The organism is Streptomyces europaeiscabiei, from assembly GCF_001550375.1.
Taxonomy (GTDB): domain Bacteria; phylum Actinomycetota; class Actinomycetes; order Streptomycetales; family Streptomycetaceae; genus Streptomyces; species Streptomyces europaeiscabiei.
In genome coordinates this window covers 1-16112 of the sequence record NZ_LRTR01000044.1, presented here as the reverse complement: position 1 = coordinate 16112, position 16112 = coordinate 1, and the positions used below count along the sequence as shown (strand labels likewise).

15 protein-coding genes are annotated in these 16112 nt (G+C 71.3%); 7 read left to right on the top strand and 8 right to left on the bottom strand.

Going from position 1 to position 16112, the window contains the following annotated elements:
• Positions 1-66 precede the first annotated feature (66 nt).
• The gene (locus AWZ10_RS01880; RefSeq protein ID WP_046708917.1) at positions 67-1791 is read left to right on the top strand and encodes a BCCT family transporter; all 1725 of its coding nucleotides are present in this window, start codon (positions 67-69) and stop codon (positions 1789-1791) included.
• Between the two features lie 116 nt (positions 1792-1907).
• Here AWZ10_RS01880 and AWZ10_RS01875 read toward each other — a convergent pair whose 3' ends face one another.
• The gene (locus tag AWZ10_RS01875) at positions 1908-2858 is read right to left on the bottom strand and encodes an FAD-dependent oxidoreductase (protein WP_234361013.1); all 951 of its coding nucleotides are present in this window, start codon (positions 2856-2858) and stop codon (positions 1908-1910) included.
• Between the two features lie 66 nt (positions 2859-2924).
• On the opposite strand from AWZ10_RS01875, the gene AWZ10_RS01870 reads away from it, so the two are divergent.
• Both AWZ10_RS01870 and AWZ10_RS01865 read left to right on the top strand, forming a co-directional pair.
• Positions 2925-3953, top strand: a complete 1029-nt coding sequence (locus AWZ10_RS01870) for a hypothetical protein (RefSeq protein WP_046708919.1) — start codon at positions 2925-2927, stop codon at positions 3951-3953.
• A 200-nt stretch (positions 3954-4153) separates the two neighbouring features.
• The gene (locus tag AWZ10_RS01865) at positions 4154-5794 is read left to right on the top strand and encodes an ABC-F family ATP-binding cassette domain-containing protein (RefSeq protein WP_060890283.1); all 1641 of its coding nucleotides are present in this window, start codon (positions 4154-4156) and stop codon (positions 5792-5794) included.
• 195 nt (positions 5795-5989) lie between these two features.
• Here the strand turns inward: AWZ10_RS01865 and AWZ10_RS01860 are convergent, their stop codons facing one another.
• The 3 genes from AWZ10_RS01860 to AWZ10_RS01855 form a co-directional block, all read right to left on the bottom strand.
• The gene (locus AWZ10_RS01860; protein ID WP_060890282.1) at positions 5990-8380 is read right to left on the bottom strand and encodes a Tex family protein; all 2391 of its coding nucleotides are present in this window, start codon (positions 8378-8380) and stop codon (positions 5990-5992) included.
• 154 nt (positions 8381-8534) lie between these two features.
• Positions 8535-8678, bottom strand: coding sequence for an LPFR motif small protein (locus AWZ10_RS55020; RefSeq protein WP_162948489.1), 144 nt, complete (start codon positions 8676-8678; stop codon positions 8535-8537).
• Positions 8679-8766: 88 nt separating this feature from the next.
• Positions 8767-9633: an SCO6745 family protein gene (locus tag AWZ10_RS01855; protein ID WP_060890291.1), complete on the bottom strand. Its 867-nt coding sequence runs from the start codon at positions 9631-9633 to the stop codon at positions 8767-8769.
• Positions 9634-9794: 161 nt separating this feature from the next.
• Between AWZ10_RS01855 and AWZ10_RS01850 the strand changes: the two genes are divergently transcribed.
• The gene (locus AWZ10_RS01850; protein ID WP_060890281.1) at positions 9795-10754 is read left to right on the top strand and encodes a GlxA family transcriptional regulator; all 960 of its coding nucleotides are present in this window, start codon (positions 9795-9797) and stop codon (positions 10752-10754) included.
• 10 nt (positions 10755-10764) lie between these two features.
• Positions 10765-11400, top strand: coding sequence for a DJ-1/PfpI family protein (locus AWZ10_RS01845; RefSeq protein ID WP_060890280.1), 636 nt, complete (start codon positions 10765-10767; stop codon positions 11398-11400).
• 18 nt (positions 11401-11418) lie between these two features.
• Here the strand turns inward: AWZ10_RS01845 and AWZ10_RS01840 are convergent, their stop codons facing one another.
• On the bottom strand, positions 11419-12162 hold the full coding sequence (locus AWZ10_RS01840; protein WP_060890279.1) for an enoyl-CoA hydratase/isomerase family protein: 744 nt from the start codon (positions 12160-12162) through the stop codon (positions 11419-11421).
• 69 nt (positions 12163-12231) lie between these two features.
• Here AWZ10_RS01840 and AWZ10_RS01835 point away from each other — a divergent pair, with 69 nt between their 5' ends.
• A complete protein-coding gene (locus AWZ10_RS01835; protein WP_079104276.1) occupies positions 12232-12948 on the top strand; it encodes an HdeD family acid-resistance protein in 717 nt (238 codons plus the stop codon).
• Between the two features lie 173 nt (positions 12949-13121).
• Positions 13122-13637, top strand: a complete 516-nt coding sequence (locus AWZ10_RS01830; protein WP_060890278.1) for an ATP-binding protein — start codon at positions 13122-13124, stop codon at positions 13635-13637.
• Positions 13638-13679: 42 nt separating this feature from the next.
• Here the strand turns inward: AWZ10_RS01830 and idi are convergent, their stop codons facing one another.
• From idi to AWZ10_RS01815, 3 genes are all read right to left on the bottom strand, one after another.
• Positions 13680-14273: an isopentenyl-diphosphate Delta-isomerase gene (idi, locus tag AWZ10_RS01825; protein ID WP_046709883.1), complete on the bottom strand. Its 594-nt coding sequence runs from the start codon at positions 14271-14273 to the stop codon at positions 13680-13682.
• A gap of 124 nt (positions 14274-14397) precedes the next feature.
• Positions 14398-14916 carry a GNAT family N-acetyltransferase gene (locus AWZ10_RS01820; protein WP_060890277.1) on the bottom strand — a complete coding sequence of 173 codons (519 nt, stop codon included), beginning with the start codon at positions 14914-14916 and terminating at the stop codon, positions 14398-14400.
• Complete coding sequence (locus tag AWZ10_RS01815) at positions 14907-15845, bottom strand: cation diffusion facilitator family transporter (RefSeq protein WP_046706044.1); 939 nt, start codon at positions 15843-15845, stop codon at positions 14907-14909. Before AWZ10_RS01815 ends, AWZ10_RS01820 begins: the two co-directional genes overlap by 10 nt.
• Positions 15846-16112: the final 267 nt, after the last annotated feature.

Sequence of the window (16112 nt, the reverse complement as noted above, 5' to 3'; positions counted from 1 at the left end):
TCACATGGGGTAGAGGTTTCTGGGCAGGAGAGGGTCAGTTCCAGCCACTCCCGAAAGGTTCCACCTGTGACGCACGACCATCGCACCACCCACCACGGGGGAGGCGCGCTTCCAGGCTCGGAGGCGGGTCTCTCCGGCGGCGGGCGGCCCCGGACGGACCGCGTCGTTTTCGGCGTGACGGCGGCACTCACCCTGGCCTTCGTGCTCTGGGGCGCCATCTGGACGGACTCGCTCGAAACCGCCTCCGGCAAGATGCTGAAGGGCCTCATCCACAACGGTGGCTGGGCCTTCATGCTGGCCGCTTCCTGTTTCGTCGTCTTCGCCCTCTGGCTCGCGGTCAGCCGCTACGGCCGCATCCACCTCGGGGTCGAGGGCGAGAAGCCCGAGTTCCGCACGGTCTCCTGGGTCGCCATGATGTTCAGCGCCGGCATGGGCATCGGTCTGATGTTCTACGGCGTCAGTGAGCCGCTCGCCCACTACTCCTCGCCCCCGCCGGGCACGAACCCCGAGGGGTCCGGCGAGCGCATGGAAACGGCGATGGCGACCACCCTCTTCCACTGGACGCTGCACCCCTGGGCGATCTACGCGGTGGTCGGCCTCGCCATCGCCTACAGCACGTTCCGCAAGCAGCGCCGCCAGACCATCAGCGCCGTCTTCACCCCGCTGATCGGTGAGAAGCACGCGAACGGCACGGGCGGGCGGGTCATCGACATCCTCGCGATCGTCGCGACGATCTTCGGCTCGGCGGCCTCCCTCGGCCTCGGCGCCCTGCAGATCGGTTCCGGTTTCACGGAGCTGGGCTGGATGAACAAGGTCAGCACCGGCCTGCTCGTCGGCATCATCGCGGTCCTGACCCTCGCCTTCGTCGCCTCCGCCGTATCCGGTGTGGAGAAGGGCATCCAGTGGCTGTCCAACACCAACATGGTGCTGGCCCTGGTGCTGGCGGTCTTCGTCTTCGTGGTCGGCCCGACCATCCTGGTCCTCGACCTCCTGCCCACCTCGGTCTTCGCCTACCTCGGTGACCTGCCACAGCTCGCGGGCCGCACCGAGGTGTCCGGCGGCGAGGGCGTCGCCGACTGGCTCGGCAGCTGGACCGTCTTCTACTGGGCGTGGTGGATCTCCTGGACGCCCTTCGTCGGCATGTTCATCGCCCGCATCAGCCGCGGCCGCACCATCCGCCAGTTCATCGGCGGCGTCATCCTCGTCCCCAGCTCGGTCAGCCTCGTCTGGTTCGCCGTCTTCGGCGGTACGGCGATGAAGCTGCAGGAGCAGGGCCGCATCGGTGAGGAGGCCACGCCGGAGGGCCAGCTCTTCGCCGTCCTCCACGAGTTCCCCGTCGCCACCGTCTCCAGCCTGCTGGTGATGATCCTCGTCGGCATCTTCTTCGTCTCCGGCGCCGACGCCGCGTCCATCGTCATGGGCACGCTCTCCCAGCGCGGCGCGCTCGAACCCGGCCGCTTCGTCGTCGTCTTCTGGGGTGTCGTCACCGGAGCCGTCGCCGCGATCATGCTCCTCGTCGGCAGCGGTCAGGGCGACGCCCTCACGGGCCTGCAGAACCTCACGATCCTGGCCGCCGCGCCGTTCGTCGTCGTCATGATCGGCATGTGTGTCGCGCTGATGCGCGACCTGCGCCGGGACTCCGTGATCGTCCGTGAGGAGATGGCCTCCGAGGCGGTCGAACTCGCCGTCATCGAGGGCCACAAGCGCTACGACGGCGAGTTCGAGATCAGGGTCGGGCCGGGGCAGGGCACGGAGACCGAGGGCGACCCGATCGGCCATCGCGCGGAGTAGCCGGTCGCGGGGGTCGCCGTCGGGGCTGCGGGGAGCGGGCGGCCGTGGGTCCGTCCGTGCCTGGTCGCGCCCATGCGGCGGAGCCGCACAACGACACGGCCCCGCGCCCCTGATGGTCATCCGGCAGCGAGTTGTGCTGCCTGCCCCGCGCATCCCCAGGCCACCGTGACCCCGGCCCCACCGTGCCCGTAGTTGTGCACCAACACCCGCCCGCCCGGCAGGAGTTCCCGCTCCAGACGCACTGCCGGGCGCGCGGGTCGCAGCCCCACCCGGTGCTCGATGATCCGCGCTCCCCCGATCTCGGGCCGCACCGCCGCGCACCGCCGCACGATCCCCTCCGCGATCACCGGATCCGGCTCCGACGACCACGCGTCCTCCTCCGCCGTACCGCCCAGGATCAGCCCACCCGGCTGCGGGATGAAGTACGTGCTCTCGGGCCCGGCGTGATCCACCGACGTGAGCCAGGTGCTGACCCCGGGGTTCTCCACGACGACCAACTGCCCCCGCACCGGCCGTACGGAAGGATCCGGCACCAGCTCCCGCGCACCCAGTCCCGTGCAGTTGACGACGACGGGCGCGTCGACCGCCGCGAGGTCGGTCACCGTACGCTCCTCCACCACTCCACCCGCGGCGACGAACCGCTCGCGCAGCCACCGCAGATGCACCGGCATGTCGATCAGCGGCAGCCGCGCCCACAGCCCGACGCCCGGATACTCCTCGGCCGTCGCCGCCCGCAGCCCGGCCACCCGCGAGGCCCACGCACCGAGTTCGTCCAGCGTGGTCCCGCCGTGTACGCCTTCGGCCATGCGTACGCCCGACTCGTCGGACCGGGCCGCCAACTCCTCGTACACGGCCAGGGTGACGAGCGCCCACTCGCCGACGAGTCCCTCCGGTTCGATCCGGTAGGGCCACCACAGTCCGCCCGCCACGGCGGACGTCGTCCTCTCCGCGGGCTCCCGTGCCCAGATCCGAACCTGTCTGCCGCTCTCCGCCAGAACGACGGCCGTCGTGAGACCGACGACTCCGGCACCGACCACGATCACATCGCTGTTCGATTCATGGGTCACACAGGGACGTTAACGGAATATGGCATGCCGTGCTCAGAAGTCTGTCTTTGTGGGGATACTCACACCATGTCTGCCGAGTACGCGACCTTCGGCCTGGCACCGGCGATGCGAGCCGGTGGCGTCCTCGCCAACGGTGACTACCAAGTGCACCGGGACTTCGTGGACTTCATCGTCGACGGCCGCCCGCTGCTGTTCCAGCTGTCCGACCTCGACGCCGTCTCCCCACTCGCCTCCGACGTCCCGCCCTCGATCTTCACCGCCCAGGTGCGCAGCCTGCTCCTCGAAGCCGAAGCACCACTGACGCGCGGCCGATACGTCATCTACGGCTGCCCCGAATGCGCCGACCTCGCCTGCGGAGCCGTGACCGCGGTCATAGAGCGGGACGGCGAGGACTACGTGTGGCGGGACTTCGCCTGGCAGACGGAGGAGGAGGCCGACCTCAGGCTGAACGGCTACACGGGCATCGGTCCTTTCCGGTTCCACGGCGCCGACTACCGCAGCGCACTGCAGTCCCTGCTGCGCGAGTCCGCCGCCGAGCCGTCGGCCGGCCGCCGGGTCCTCCTCATCGGTGCCCGTGTCGCCGTCCTCGCCAAACTCGCCGCCGCCCTGCGTGCCATCGGAATCGGCGCCGACATAGCGCACGACGCCACCGGCGTGTCCGCCGAGGAACTGCGCACCTACGGTGTCGTGGTCTTCGGCCGGGCCGTCGGCGAGGCGGGCCGCAGCGCGGTGCGGCTGGCCTTCGACCGTGCGGGGGTCCAGGTCGCGTACGTCGACGGGCTGGCCCCGATCATTCCGCTCCTCGTCGCCCAGATCGAACACGCCCTCGACCGCAGCCCGACGCCACAGCGCCGCCTCACCCGTCTCGTCGCCGCCGGAGGACAGGCCGGCATCGAGATCACCTCCACCTGTCGCGTGGAACTCACCGCCTACCGCCTCGACCGGCTGCACCGTCCCCACACCTACCGATTCTTCGACGGGATCCTCCCGGCCGGCCAGCACCGCATCGGCCTGGACCCGAAGTCCGTGAAGGGAGAGGCGTTCATTGTGGCCCGGACCTCGGGGACGGTGCTGGTGGAGCCGATGGCCGGGTGAGGGGCTACCGCCCCTTCGCCCCCGCTCGCGGGGTGTTCGTCGGCTGTGGGTGGGGCTTCTCGCGCAGTTCCCCGCGCCCCTGTCAGGGGCGCGGGGAACTGCGCGAACGGGGTCCGGGGCGGAGCCCCGAGGATGGGGCGGGTGGGGGCGGCGGGGGCGCGAAAAGGAACGACACGCCCCCTGTCGTTAGGATCCCCCTCGTGACCGCCACCCTCGTCGTCAAGAACCTCGCCGCCGGCCACGGCGACCGCTCGCTCTTCTCCGGGCTCGACCTCGTCGTCGCCCCCGGTGATGTGATCGGACTGGTCGGTGCCAACGGCGCCGGCAAGTCCACGCTGCTCCGGCTGCTCGCCGGACTGCTCCCGCCGGAGGAGGGCGAGCTGCGGCTGTCCCCGCCCACGGCGACCGTCGGCCACCTGCCGCAGGAGCCGGAGCGCCGGAAGGGCGAGACCGTACGGGAGTTCCTCGCCCGTCGTACGGGTGTGGCTGAGGCCCAGCGGGTGATGGACGAGGCCACCCAGGCGCTGGTGGACGGCGCCCCGGGCGCCGACGACGCGTACTCGGTGAGCCTGGAGCGCTGGCTCGACCTGGGCGGCGCCGACCTCGACGAGCGGGCGGAGGAGGTCGCCGACTCCCTCGGCCTCCGCATCGACCTGGACCAGCCGATGACCGGCCTCTCCGGCGGCCAGGCCGCCCGCGCCGGACTGGCCTCCCTCCTCCTCTCCCGCTACGACGTCTTCCTCCTCGACGAGCCCACCAACGACCTCGACCTGGACGGCCTGGAACGACTCGAGCGCTTCGTCTCCGGCCTGCGCGCGGGCACGGTGGTCGTCAGCCACGACCGCGAGTTCCTCACCCGCACGGTCACCAAGGTCCTGGAACTCGACCTCGCCCAGAACCAGATCAACCTCTACGGCGGCGGGTACGAGGCCTATCTGGAGGAGCGCGAGACGGCCCGTCGGCACGCCCGCGACGACTTCGAGGAGTACGCCGACAAGAAGTCCGCCCTCCAGGACCGCGCCCAGATGCAGCGCTCCTGGATGGACAAGGGCGTGAAGAACGCGCGGCGCAAGGCGAACAACGACAACGACAAGGTCGGCCGCAAGTTCCGCAGCGAGGCGAGCGAGAAGCAGGCCTCGAAGGCCCGGCAGACCCAGCGCATGATCGAACGGCTGGACGTCGTCGAGGAGCCGCGCAAGGAGTGGGAGCTGCGGATGGAGATCGCGGCGGCTCCGCGCTCCGGCGCCGTGGTCGCCACGATGCGCGACGCCGAGGTGCGGCGGGGCGACTTCGCGTTCGGGCCGGTGTCCCTGCAGATCGACTGGGCGGACCGCATCGCCATCACGGGCGCGAACGGCGCCGGCAAGTCGACGCTCCTGGGCGCGCTGCTCGGCCGGGTCCCCCTGGACTCGGGCCGTGCCGCGCTCGGCTCGGGCGTCCTCGTCGGCGAGGTCGACCAGGCTCGCGGGCTCTTCCTCGGCCCCGAGTCCCTCCTCGACGCCTTCGCCGCGGCCGTCCCCGACACGGAACCCGCCGAAGTCCGCACCCTCCTCGCCAAGTTCGGCCTCAAGTCCACCCACGTCCTACGCCCGGCGGTGACCCTCTCCCCGGGCGAACGCACCCGCGCGGCCCTCGCCCTGCTCCAGGGCCGAGGCGTCAACCTCCTGGTCCTCGACGAGCCCACCAACCACCTGGACCTCCCCGCGATCGAACAGCTGGAATCCGCCCTGGACTCCTACGAGGGCACGCTCCTCCTGGTCACTCATGACCGCCGCATGCTGGACGCGGTACAGGTGACGAGGCGCTTCGAGGTGGAGGCAGGCAAGATGACGGAGAGCTGAGCGCGTCGCCTCGCCTGCGGTTCGGTGGGGGCTGTGCCGGTGCTTTTCGCCCCTGAGTGGGCGTAGGCCCTCAAGGGGCGCGGGGAACCGCGCGACCAGCCCCCGCCGGACCCGCGGCTGGGGGTCGAAGGGGCGCAGCCCCTGAAGGATGGGACGGGTAGGGGCGGCGGGGGCGAGAAACCCCCGCCGAACCACTCAGCGCCGCTTCTTGTCCACCAACCCCGCCCGCCGCAACGCATCCGCCATCGCACTGTTCGAAGGCGCCGGCGCGGAAGCCCCCTGCCGAGAACCGCCCCCACCCCCACGCCCCTGCTGCCGAGGCGGCTGAGCCCCCCGCGTCCCCCGCTGAGGCCGAGTACCCCCACCCGGCTGCCCCTGGCCGCCCTGCCCCTTGGGCGCGGCCTCGTCGTCCAATCGCAGCGTCAAAGAGATCCGCTTGCGCGGAATGTCGACGTCGAGAACCTTCACCTTGACGATGTCCCCGGGCTTGACCACGTCACGCGGGTCCTTGACGAACGTCTTGGACAGTGCGGAGACATGCGCCAGCCCGTCCTGGTGGACACCGACGTCGATGAACGCACCGAAGGCGGCCACGTTCGTCACGACGCCCTCCAGAACCATCCCGGACACCAGGTCGGAGATCTTCTCGACGCCCTCCTTGAACGTGGCCGTCCTGAAGGCCGGCCGAGGGTCACGCCCCGGCTTCTCCAGCTCCTTCAGGATGTCCGACACGGTCGGCAGACCGAACGTCTCGTCCACGAAGTCCCCGGGCCTGAGCGACCGCAGGGCCGCCGTGTTGCCGACGAGCGCCGCCACCTCCTGACCGGAGGACTTCACCATCCGCCGTACGACGGGATACGCCTCCGGGTGCACGCTGGACGCGTCCAGCGGGTCGTCGCCGCCCCGGATGCGCAGGAACCCCGCGCACTGCTCGTAGGCCTTGGGACCGAGCCGCGCCACCCCCTTCAGCTGCGACCGCGACTTGAAGGGACCGTTGGTGTCCCGGTGGGCCACGATGTTCTCGGCGAGCCCGGAGGAGATGCCGGAGACACGGGCCAGCAGCGGGGCGGACGCCGTGTTCACGTCGACGCCGACGCCGTTCACACAGTCCTCGACCACCGCGTCCAGCGAACGCGACAGCTTCACCTCGGACAGGTCGTGCTGGTACTGCCCGACACCGATGGACTTCGGGTCGATCTTCACCAGCTCGGCGAGGGGGTCCTGGAGGCGGCGCGCGATGGAGACGGCGCCGCGCAGCGACACGTCCATGTCCGGCAGCTCCTGCGAGGCGAACGCCGACGCCGAGTATACGGACGCGCCCGCCTCCGACACCATCACCTTGGTGAGCTGCAGCTCCGGGTGCTTGGTGATCAGTTCACCGGCGAGCTTGTCGGTCTCTCGGGAGGCCGTGCCGTTGCCGATGGCGATCAGGTCGACCGTGTGCTCCTTGGCGAGGCGCGCCAGCTTGGCGATGGCCTCGTCCCACCTGTTGGCCGGGACGTGCGGGTGGATCACGTCGGTCGCGACGACCTTGCCGGTCGCGTCCACCACGGCGACCTTCACGCCCGTCCGGAAGCCGGGGTCGAGGCCGAGCGTCGCGCGGGTGCCGGCGGGGGCGGCGAGGAGCAGGTCGCGCAGGTTCGCCGCGAACACGTTCACCGCCTCGTCCTCGGCGGCCGTCCGCAGCCGCAGTCGCAGGTCGATGCCGAGGTGGACGAGAATCCGGGTCCGCCAGGCCCAACGGACCGTGTCCGTCAGCCACTTGTCGCCGGGGCGCCCGCGGTCGGCGATCCGGAAACGATGGGCGACGATCCCCTCGTACGAGGAGGGGCCGGGCTGCTCGGAGGGCTCCTCCGGCTCCAGGACGAGATCGAGTACGTCCTCCTTCTCGCCGCGCAGCATCGCCAGGATGCGGTGGGAGGGCAGCTCGGTGAACGGCTCGGCGAAGTCGAAGTAGTCGGCGAACTTGGCGCCCGCCTCCTCCTTGCCGTTCTTCACCTTGGCGGCCAGCCGTCCCCGCACCCACATGCGCTCGCGCAGCTCACCGATCAGGTCGGCGTCCTCCGCGAACCGCTCGGTGAGGATCGCCCGCGCGCCGTCCAGCGCGGCCTGCGGATCGGCGACGCCCTTGTCGGCGTCCACGAACGCCGCGGCGGCGGCCTGCGGCTCGACGGTCGGGTCGCCGAGCAGGCCCTCGGCCAGCGGCTCCAGGCCCGCCTCACGGGCGATCTGCGCCTTCGTGCGCCGCTTCGGCTTGAAGGGGAGGTAGATGTCCTCCAGCCGCGCCTTGGTCTCGGCGGCGCGGATCCGGCCCTCGACCTCGGGCGTCAACTTGCCCTGCTCGCGCACGGACTCGAGGATCGCCGCCCGCCGCTCCTCCAGCTCCCGCAGATAGCGCAGCCGCTCCTCGAGCGTGCGCAGCTGCGCGTCGTCGAGCATCTCGGTCGCTTCCTTGCGGTAGCGGGCGATGAAGGGCACGGTCGAACCGCCGTCGAGCAGCTCCACCGCGGCTCTGACCTGCCGCTCCCGTACGCCGAGCTCCTCGGCGATCCTGCCTTCGATGGACCCTACGAGGGGTGTCGTCACGTTCCCGTACCGCCTTCTCCACTGGGGTTGCGCGGCAATTGTGGCAGGTGGCACCGACAGCGGGGGCCAGGGAGCGAAACGCGCGAGTCCGGGACAGAGGGGGAGCCGGACGCGTGGTCGCGTCCGGCTCCGAGGGGCTACGGCCCGGCCGTCCTCAGGCCCGGCGGGCCCGTCCGCCGCGGCGCGTCGAGTTCGACGCACCGCCGAAGAGCCGGGCCACTGCCCGGAACGGCAGCGTGACCACCGTCGCGACGGCCCCACCGATCTGTCGCAACACGTCTGCGATCGCACGGAACACGTACTTCCCCTTTCGTCTCCCGGCTGGCTGGGCCAGGAGCGATCGGGTACCGCGCCCCGCGCCGTTCATTCATGCCCGACCGATCCGGTCAGCGCTTGCCGATCATCCCCGCCGGGAACGCCCCCGCGGAGAGCATGGTCGTCACCAGTCCGGTCATCAGCTCGGTGAGCCGCTCCACCCCGGCCGCGCCCAGGTGCTCGTACGGAGCGAGGTCCAGGCGGTCCGTCGCGTCCTCGATCTCCCTGCGGAGGGCCACGCCCGCCTCCGTCAGCTCGCCCTCGGTGCCGAGCAGCCCGCGCTCGCGGAGCCGGGCGCTCGCGGCGTCCCACTCGTCCCGGGTCCAGCCACGCGTGCCGACGACCCACTTCGGGGACATGCCCTTGCCGGTCGCGGTGTGGCTGGCCAGTGCCTCGACCGGGTCGAGGCCGGCGTCGAGGAGCACCGCGAGATGTCCGTCGCCCCGGTGCTCACGCAGCAGCGTGGTCGCGTGCCAGAGCGCGAGATGAGAGCGCTCGGGTACGGGCAGATCGGCGTGCGCGGCGTACAGCGGGCGGGCGGTCCTGGTGCACGCCTCGGTGGCGCGGAGTGCCAGCTCCGCAGCCTCGGCGACCTCGTCGGAGGCGATCAGCTCCTCGCCGAGCAGCCGCCGCAGCGAGGCGTCGGCGGTGCGCTCGCGGGCCGCCAGCACCACCGAGGGCGCGGCGGACTCCCACACGCCGGGAACGTGCTCCGCCACCAGTTCGTGGCGGAAGTTGAAGAACGTCGCCGTCACCACGCCCGCGCCGACCTCGCCCATGGCCGCCGCCCGCACCGCGAAGTACGCGGCCTGTGGGTCCGCCACCCCCACGGCGGCCAGCTCCCGGCCGAGGTCCGGCGAGAAGTAGTGCGCGGAGTGGAACGGATTGAGGAGGCTGTGGCAGCGCCGCCCGGCGCGCTCCGGCAGGGATGAGGTCATGCCCGGCATGTTACCGACCGGTTGGTAGGCGATGCGGGGGCGGCCGGGCCCGCCCACCTGCCCCGGCCGGCCCGGGCGCGGTGGCACGGTGCTCCCCGGTGGCAGAAAAGGTGGGGTACTCGTCATTGCGGTCATCGTCGGCCCGCCCAAGAATCGATGACATGCGAACTGTCCTGGTCGTCCTCTTCGACGGCGTGCAGAGCCTCGACGTCACCGGCCCGATGGAGGTCTTCGTCGGCGCCGAACAGCACACACCGGGGACGTACCGCATCAGCACGGCCTCCCTGGACGGCACGCCCGTGCGCGCCTCCAGCGGCCTCACCCTCGTCCCCGACCACAGCCTCGCCGGCGCACCCGCCCCCCACACCCTGCTCGTCCCGGGCGGCCAGGGCACCCGGAACCCCGCCCCCGAGGTCATCGCCTGGCTGCGCGAACACGGCCCGCGCGCGGAGCGCCTGGTCTCGGTCTGCACCGGCGCGATCCTGCTCGCCGAGGCGGGCCTCCTGGACGGCCGCCGGGCGACCACCCACTGGGCGTACTGCGACACGCTGGCCCGCCACCACCCGGCGATCGAGGTCGACCCGGACCCCATCTTCGTCCGCGACGGGCAGGTCGCCACCTCCGCCGGTGTCACCTCCGGCATCGACCTGGCTCTCGCGCTCGTCGAGGAGGACATCGGCCGCGAGGTCGCCCTCTCCATAGCCCGCCACCTCGTCGTCTTCCTGCGCCGCCCGGGGAACCAGGCCCAGTTCAGTGCCCAGCTCGCCGCCCAGACGGCCCGGCGGGAGCCGCTTCGCGAGGTCCAGCAGTGGATCACCGAGCACCCCGGCGACGACCTGAGCGTCGAGCGCCTGGCCGCCCGCGCCCGGCTCTCACCCCGCCACTTCGCCCGCGCCTTCCAGGCCGAGACGGGCACGACTCCGGGCCGGTACGTCGACCGCGTCCGCCTCGAACACGCCCGCCGCCTCCTGGAGGACACCACCGACGGAGTCGAGGAGATCTCCCGCACCTGTGGCTACGGCACATCCGAGGCCATGCGCCGTGCCTTCGTGAAGACCCTCGCCACGTCCCCGGCGGAGTACCGCCGCCGCTTCCGCCCGGCCTGCGCACCCACCCGCTGAAAGGGACCCCATGCAGATCGCCATCGTCCTCTTCGACCGCTTCACCGCTCTCGACGCGGTGGGCCCGTACGAGACCCTCGGCCGTCTCCCCGACGCCGAACTCGTCTTCGTCGCCGAGGAGACAGGCCCCGTCCGCTCCGACACCGGCGCTCTCGCCCTCACGGCCGACAGGACGCTCGCCGAGGTCCCGAGTCCGGATGTCGTCGTGGTGCCGGGCGGCCCCGGCCAGTTCGCGCAGATGGAGAACGAGACCCTCTTCGAGTGGCTGCGCACGGCCGACCGTACGAGCCGGTGGACGACCTCCGTGTGCACCGGTTCCCTGCTGCTGGCCGGCGCCGGGCTCCTCGAAGGACGCCGGGCCACCTCGCACTGGCTGGCGCTGGACTTCCTCAAGCAGTACGGCGCCGAGCCGACGGGGGAGCGGGTCGTGACCGACGGCAAGTACGTCACCGCGGCCGGGGTGTCCTCCGGCATCGACATGGGCCTGACCCTGATCGGCCGGATCGCGGGCGACGAACACGCCCAGGCCGTACAGCTGATGATCGAGTACGACCCGCAGCCGCCCTACGACGCGGGCGCCCCGCACAAGGCGCCCGCCCACCTCGTGGAGGAGTTCCGCACCAACAGCCGCTTCGCCCTCATGTGATCCACCGTCGATGTGCCCTCACACCGTCCAGGTGAACCGGGGCCGTCTGCGCTCCAGGAACGCGGCGACACCCTCTGCGGTGTCGCCGCTGCCGCGGGCCTGCTCGGCCCAGTGGGAGTCACGGTCCGTGCGGCCGTTCGCGAACTCCTTGGCAGCCGCCTGCGTGAGCTGGGAGCGCGAGACCAGCACCCGGGTGAACTCCGCGACCCGCTCGGCGAGTTCGCCCACGCGCAGCACCTCGTCCACCAGCCCCGTGCGCAGCGCGCGCTCCGCGTCGATCAACTCGCCGGAGAACAGCAGGTACTTGGCGGTACCCGGCCCGACCAGCGACACCAACCGCCGGGTGGAGGAAGCCGGATAGACGAGTCCCAGCTTCGCGGGAGTGATCCCGAACAGCGCCCCCTCCTCCGCGAACCGCAGATCGCAGGCCGCCGCCAGCTGTGACCCGCCGCCCACGCAGTGCCCGCGGATCGCCGCGAGGGTCGGCTTCGGGAAGGCGGCCAGTGCCTCCTCGGCGAGCCCCGCCAACCCCTGGGCCTCGCCCGGGGACTCCCGTAGCGTGGAGATGTCGGCCCCAGCACAGAACGTCCCGCCCTCCCCGGTGAGCACCAGAGCCCGTACGCCGGGGTCGGCGGCCAGCCGGTCGAGCAGCGGCGGCAGCGCCCGCCACATCCCGGCCGTCATGGCATTGCGCTTGGCCGGGTGGTGGACGACGACGGTGGCGACCCCGTCGGCGACGGTGTCCAGCAGCTGAGGCTCCATGCACCGGATGCTAGCCACCCCCCGCGCCATACGATCAAGAAGGGGCCCGTATCCGCGAGGAGGCCCCGCATGTCCGGATCCAGGAAGGCCGGGGACAAGGCCGCGCCCACCGCCGAGGACACCGCCCCCGCGACGGCCGGGACGGGTGTGTACGCCGCCGAGGACGTGGACGCCGAGACCGCCAGGCTCAGCCGGGACTTCGGCCGGCTCGCCGTACTCGGCGCGGTCCTGGTGATCGCCGGGCTCGTCGGACTCTGCTACGTGGGGTTCGCCACCCTGACCTCGATGATCCTCTTCGGCTGGCTGCTGCTGATCGGCGGTGCGATCGGTCTGCTGCACGCGGTCCAGGCACGCGGCACCAACTTCTTCTGGCTCGGAGTCGTGGTCGCGGCCCTGAACATCGCGGCCGGTGCGGTCGTCATCAAGAGCCCGGAGGCGACGGCCGAGGCCCTCACCATGTTCGCCGCGCTGCTGTTCCTGACCGGTGGGGTGTTCCGGCTGGTCGGCAGCCTCGTGGTGCGCGGCCCCCAGTTCGGCTGGACGCTCGTCCAGGGCGCCTTCGGCCTCCTCCTCGGCATCCTGGTCCTCGGCTCCTGGCCGAGCAGCAGCAAGTACGTCATCGGTACCTTCTTCTCGCTCGCCCTCCTCTTCGACGGCCTCGGCCTGATCGCCACCGGCTTCGGCGGGCGGCGCGTCGTGGGGCTGGTCACGGAGCGACTCACGGAGAGTGAGCGGCCGAGGGAGCGGGCGGAGGGGTCCGGCGTCAAACCCGTACAACCCGAATAGTTCGGAAAGGGACATGCCTCAAACAGCGGTGGTCGTGCGGCTGACCAACTCGCTCACGAATAATCCGAAAGTCGTCGATAGGCGCTGACTTCTGTTCAGTCCTCTGCGCGCAGTGCTGAGTTACCAACACTCGACATGTGGTGACAATCGAGCGCAAGGGTGGCGACCGGACAATGGACGACCAAGGGCGCGGGAGCGACCCACGCCCTGTAGGCGGCGGGCACGGGCCCGACGACCCGAAGCCGCCGGAGCCACTGCCCTACGAAGGGGTCTGGCGGTTCACCGCTGCCGCCGTCGACGCCTCGGTGCCGCAGTCGCGGCGCGCCGTCCGGGACCTGCTCGCCCGCCAGGGCGTGCCGATCTCGGACGACCTCGTCCAAGGACTTCTGCTGATCGTCTCCGAGCTGGTGACGAACGCCGTGAAACACGCGGCGCTCCTGTCGCCCACGCTCGCCGTCGAGGTCGCCGTCGGAGCGGAGTGGGTGCGGGTCTCGGTCGAGGACAACCACCCCTACCGCCCGACCGCCCTGGAGACCGACCACGGCCGGCTCGGCGGCCGTGGTCTGCTCCTGGTGCGCGAGATCACGCTGGAGGCGGGCGGGGTCTGCGACGTCGAGCACACGTCGAGCGGCGGCAAGGTGATCTGGGTCGCCCTGCCGCTCAAACCCGCACACCTGCTCCAAGGGTGAGGTAGCGCCGGTTCCCGGATCAGCCCACCGATCCGGGGACCGTCACCAGCCCGCGGCCGGGCCCGTCAGCTCTCTGACCGCCGGCCGGGCCGCGTCCAGGACCGTCATGAACCAGGCCGAGAAGGGGTCCTTGGCGTGCCGCTCCGCCAGCTCGTCCGGGGTGACGAACGCGGTGGCCCCGACCTCCTCCGGGTCCGGCCGGAGCGGGGCCTGCAGCAGCCCCACGAACAGATGGTTGAACTCCTGCTCCACCAGGCCCGAGTCCGGGTCCGGGTGGTTGTAGCGGACCGTGCCCGCCTCGCCGAGCAGCGCCGGGGAGACCCCCAGCTCCTCGTGGGTCCGCCGTGCTGCCGCCGCGAAGGGGGACTCGCCCGGGTAGGGGTGCCCGCAGCAGGTGTTCGACCAGACACCGGGGGAGTGGTACTTGCCGAGGGCGCGCTGCTGGAGCAGCAGCCGCCCGCGCTCGTCGAAGAGGAAGACGGAGAACGCCCGGTGCAGTCGACCGGGCGGCTGATGAGCGGCCAGCTTCTCCGCGGTGCCGATCGTGGTGCCGTCCTCGTCGACCAGCTCCAGCAGGATCGCTTCCATGGTTCCGTTCTGCGAACTCTGCACCGCGGTGGCAGGTGTGATCGGCATGCCCATCCTTCGCCTCGTTCTTCGAGCCTCAAGTTTGCCGCACGACACCGGCACACCCGGCACTTCGCGCCAACCCGCATGTCCTACCCGCGCACCCCGCCCGAAGACACATGCGGACCGCTTCTCAGACCCCGAAGGCGGCCGGATACCTGATGGTGCCGGGTGCCACCGACGCGGAACCGTCCAGCACCAGCGCCATCATCGCCGCGTCCGGAACGTCGAAACCCGGCCGGATGCCGTACTCGGATGCACGTACGAAGCCGAAGCGCGGGTAGTACTCGGGATGCCCCAGGACGAGGACGAGCCGCTCCCCACGCGCGCGTGCCGCCTCCAGTGCCGCGCGCACGACGGCCGCCCCCGCCCCCTGGCGCTGACGGTCCGGCAGCACCGCGACGGGGGCCAGCGCCAGCGCGGGGACCTCGTCCACATGGCAGCGCGTGAGCAGCGCGTACGCCGCGATCGTGCCGTCCGGCGCCTCGGCCACCTGCGACAGCTCCGGCAGCCAGGCCTCGGGGTCCTCGCGGAGCGCGTCGACGAGCCTGGCCTCCGCGTCGGTCTCGAATGCGGCGGCGTTGACGTCGTACACCCCCGTCCGGTCGGCCGACGTCTCCGGTCGCGTGGTCCAGTCGGTCGTCAGTGACAAAGCTTCGCCTCGTGTTCCGCGTGGCCGCTCGGCTCCAGCTGGAAGGTGCAGTGCTCGACGTCGAAGTGGTCGCCGATGCAGCCCTGGAGGTCGTGCAGCACCTTCTCGTGGCCTATGGAGTCCAGTGTGTCGGAGCTGACCACCACATGGGCGGAGAGCACCGGCATGCCGGAGGTGATGGTCCAGGCGTGGAGATCGTGGACGTCCTCCACACCCGGCAGCGCCAGTATGTGCGCGCGTACCTCGGCCATGTCGACGTTCTTCGGCGCCGCCTCCAGCAGGACGTCGAGTGTCTCGCGCAGCAGCTTCACCGTGCGCGGGACGATCATCAGGCCGATGGCCAGCGAGGCGATCGGGTCGGCGGCCTGCCAGCCGGTGAGCAGGATGACCACCGCGGAGATGATCACCGCCAGCGAGCCCAGCGCGTCCGCGGCCACCTCCAGGAAGGCACCCCGTACGTTCAGGCTCTCCTTCTGGCCCCGCATCAGCAGGGTCAGCGAGATCATGTTCGCGACCAGACCGATCGCGCCGAACACGACGGTCAGCCCGCCCTGGGTCCCGACCGGCGTGACGAAGCGCTGGATCGCCTCGTACAGCACGTAGCCGCCGACGCAGAGCAGCAGCAGACAGTTGGCGAGCGCCGCGAGTATCTCGGCGCGGGCGTAGCCGAAGGTGCGGTTGCCGCTCGGCGGGCGGTTCGCGAAGTGGATCGCGAGGAGCGCCATGCCGAGGCCCACCGCGTCCGTCGCCATGTGGGCCGCGTCCGCGATGAGCGCGAGCGAATCGGCGAGAACACCGCCGACGATCTCGACCACCATGACGGTGAGCGTGATCGACAGCGCGATCCGCAGCCGTCCGCGGTACGCCGCTGCCGCCGTACCACTGGTCGGCGCGTGCTGCGCGTGCCCGTGATCGTGCCCAGCCCCCATGGGGTCCGCCCTTCAAAGGTGTCCGTGTGTTCGGCTCCGGCTCACAGTGAACTACGGGTGGGGGGTATCCGGCAACGCGGCACTGAACACCGTTGTCATGTGCTCTGACCTGCGGAAACGATATGCAGGTCAGAGCGTTGTCAAGATCGGGGGCCGGGTCGGAGGCCGCGGTGCAGTCGCCATCCGGCCCAGGCCGACTCGACCATCTCGCGTACCTCCCGCCGGGCCACCCAGCCGAGCTCCCGTTCGGCCCGCGCCGCCGAGGCG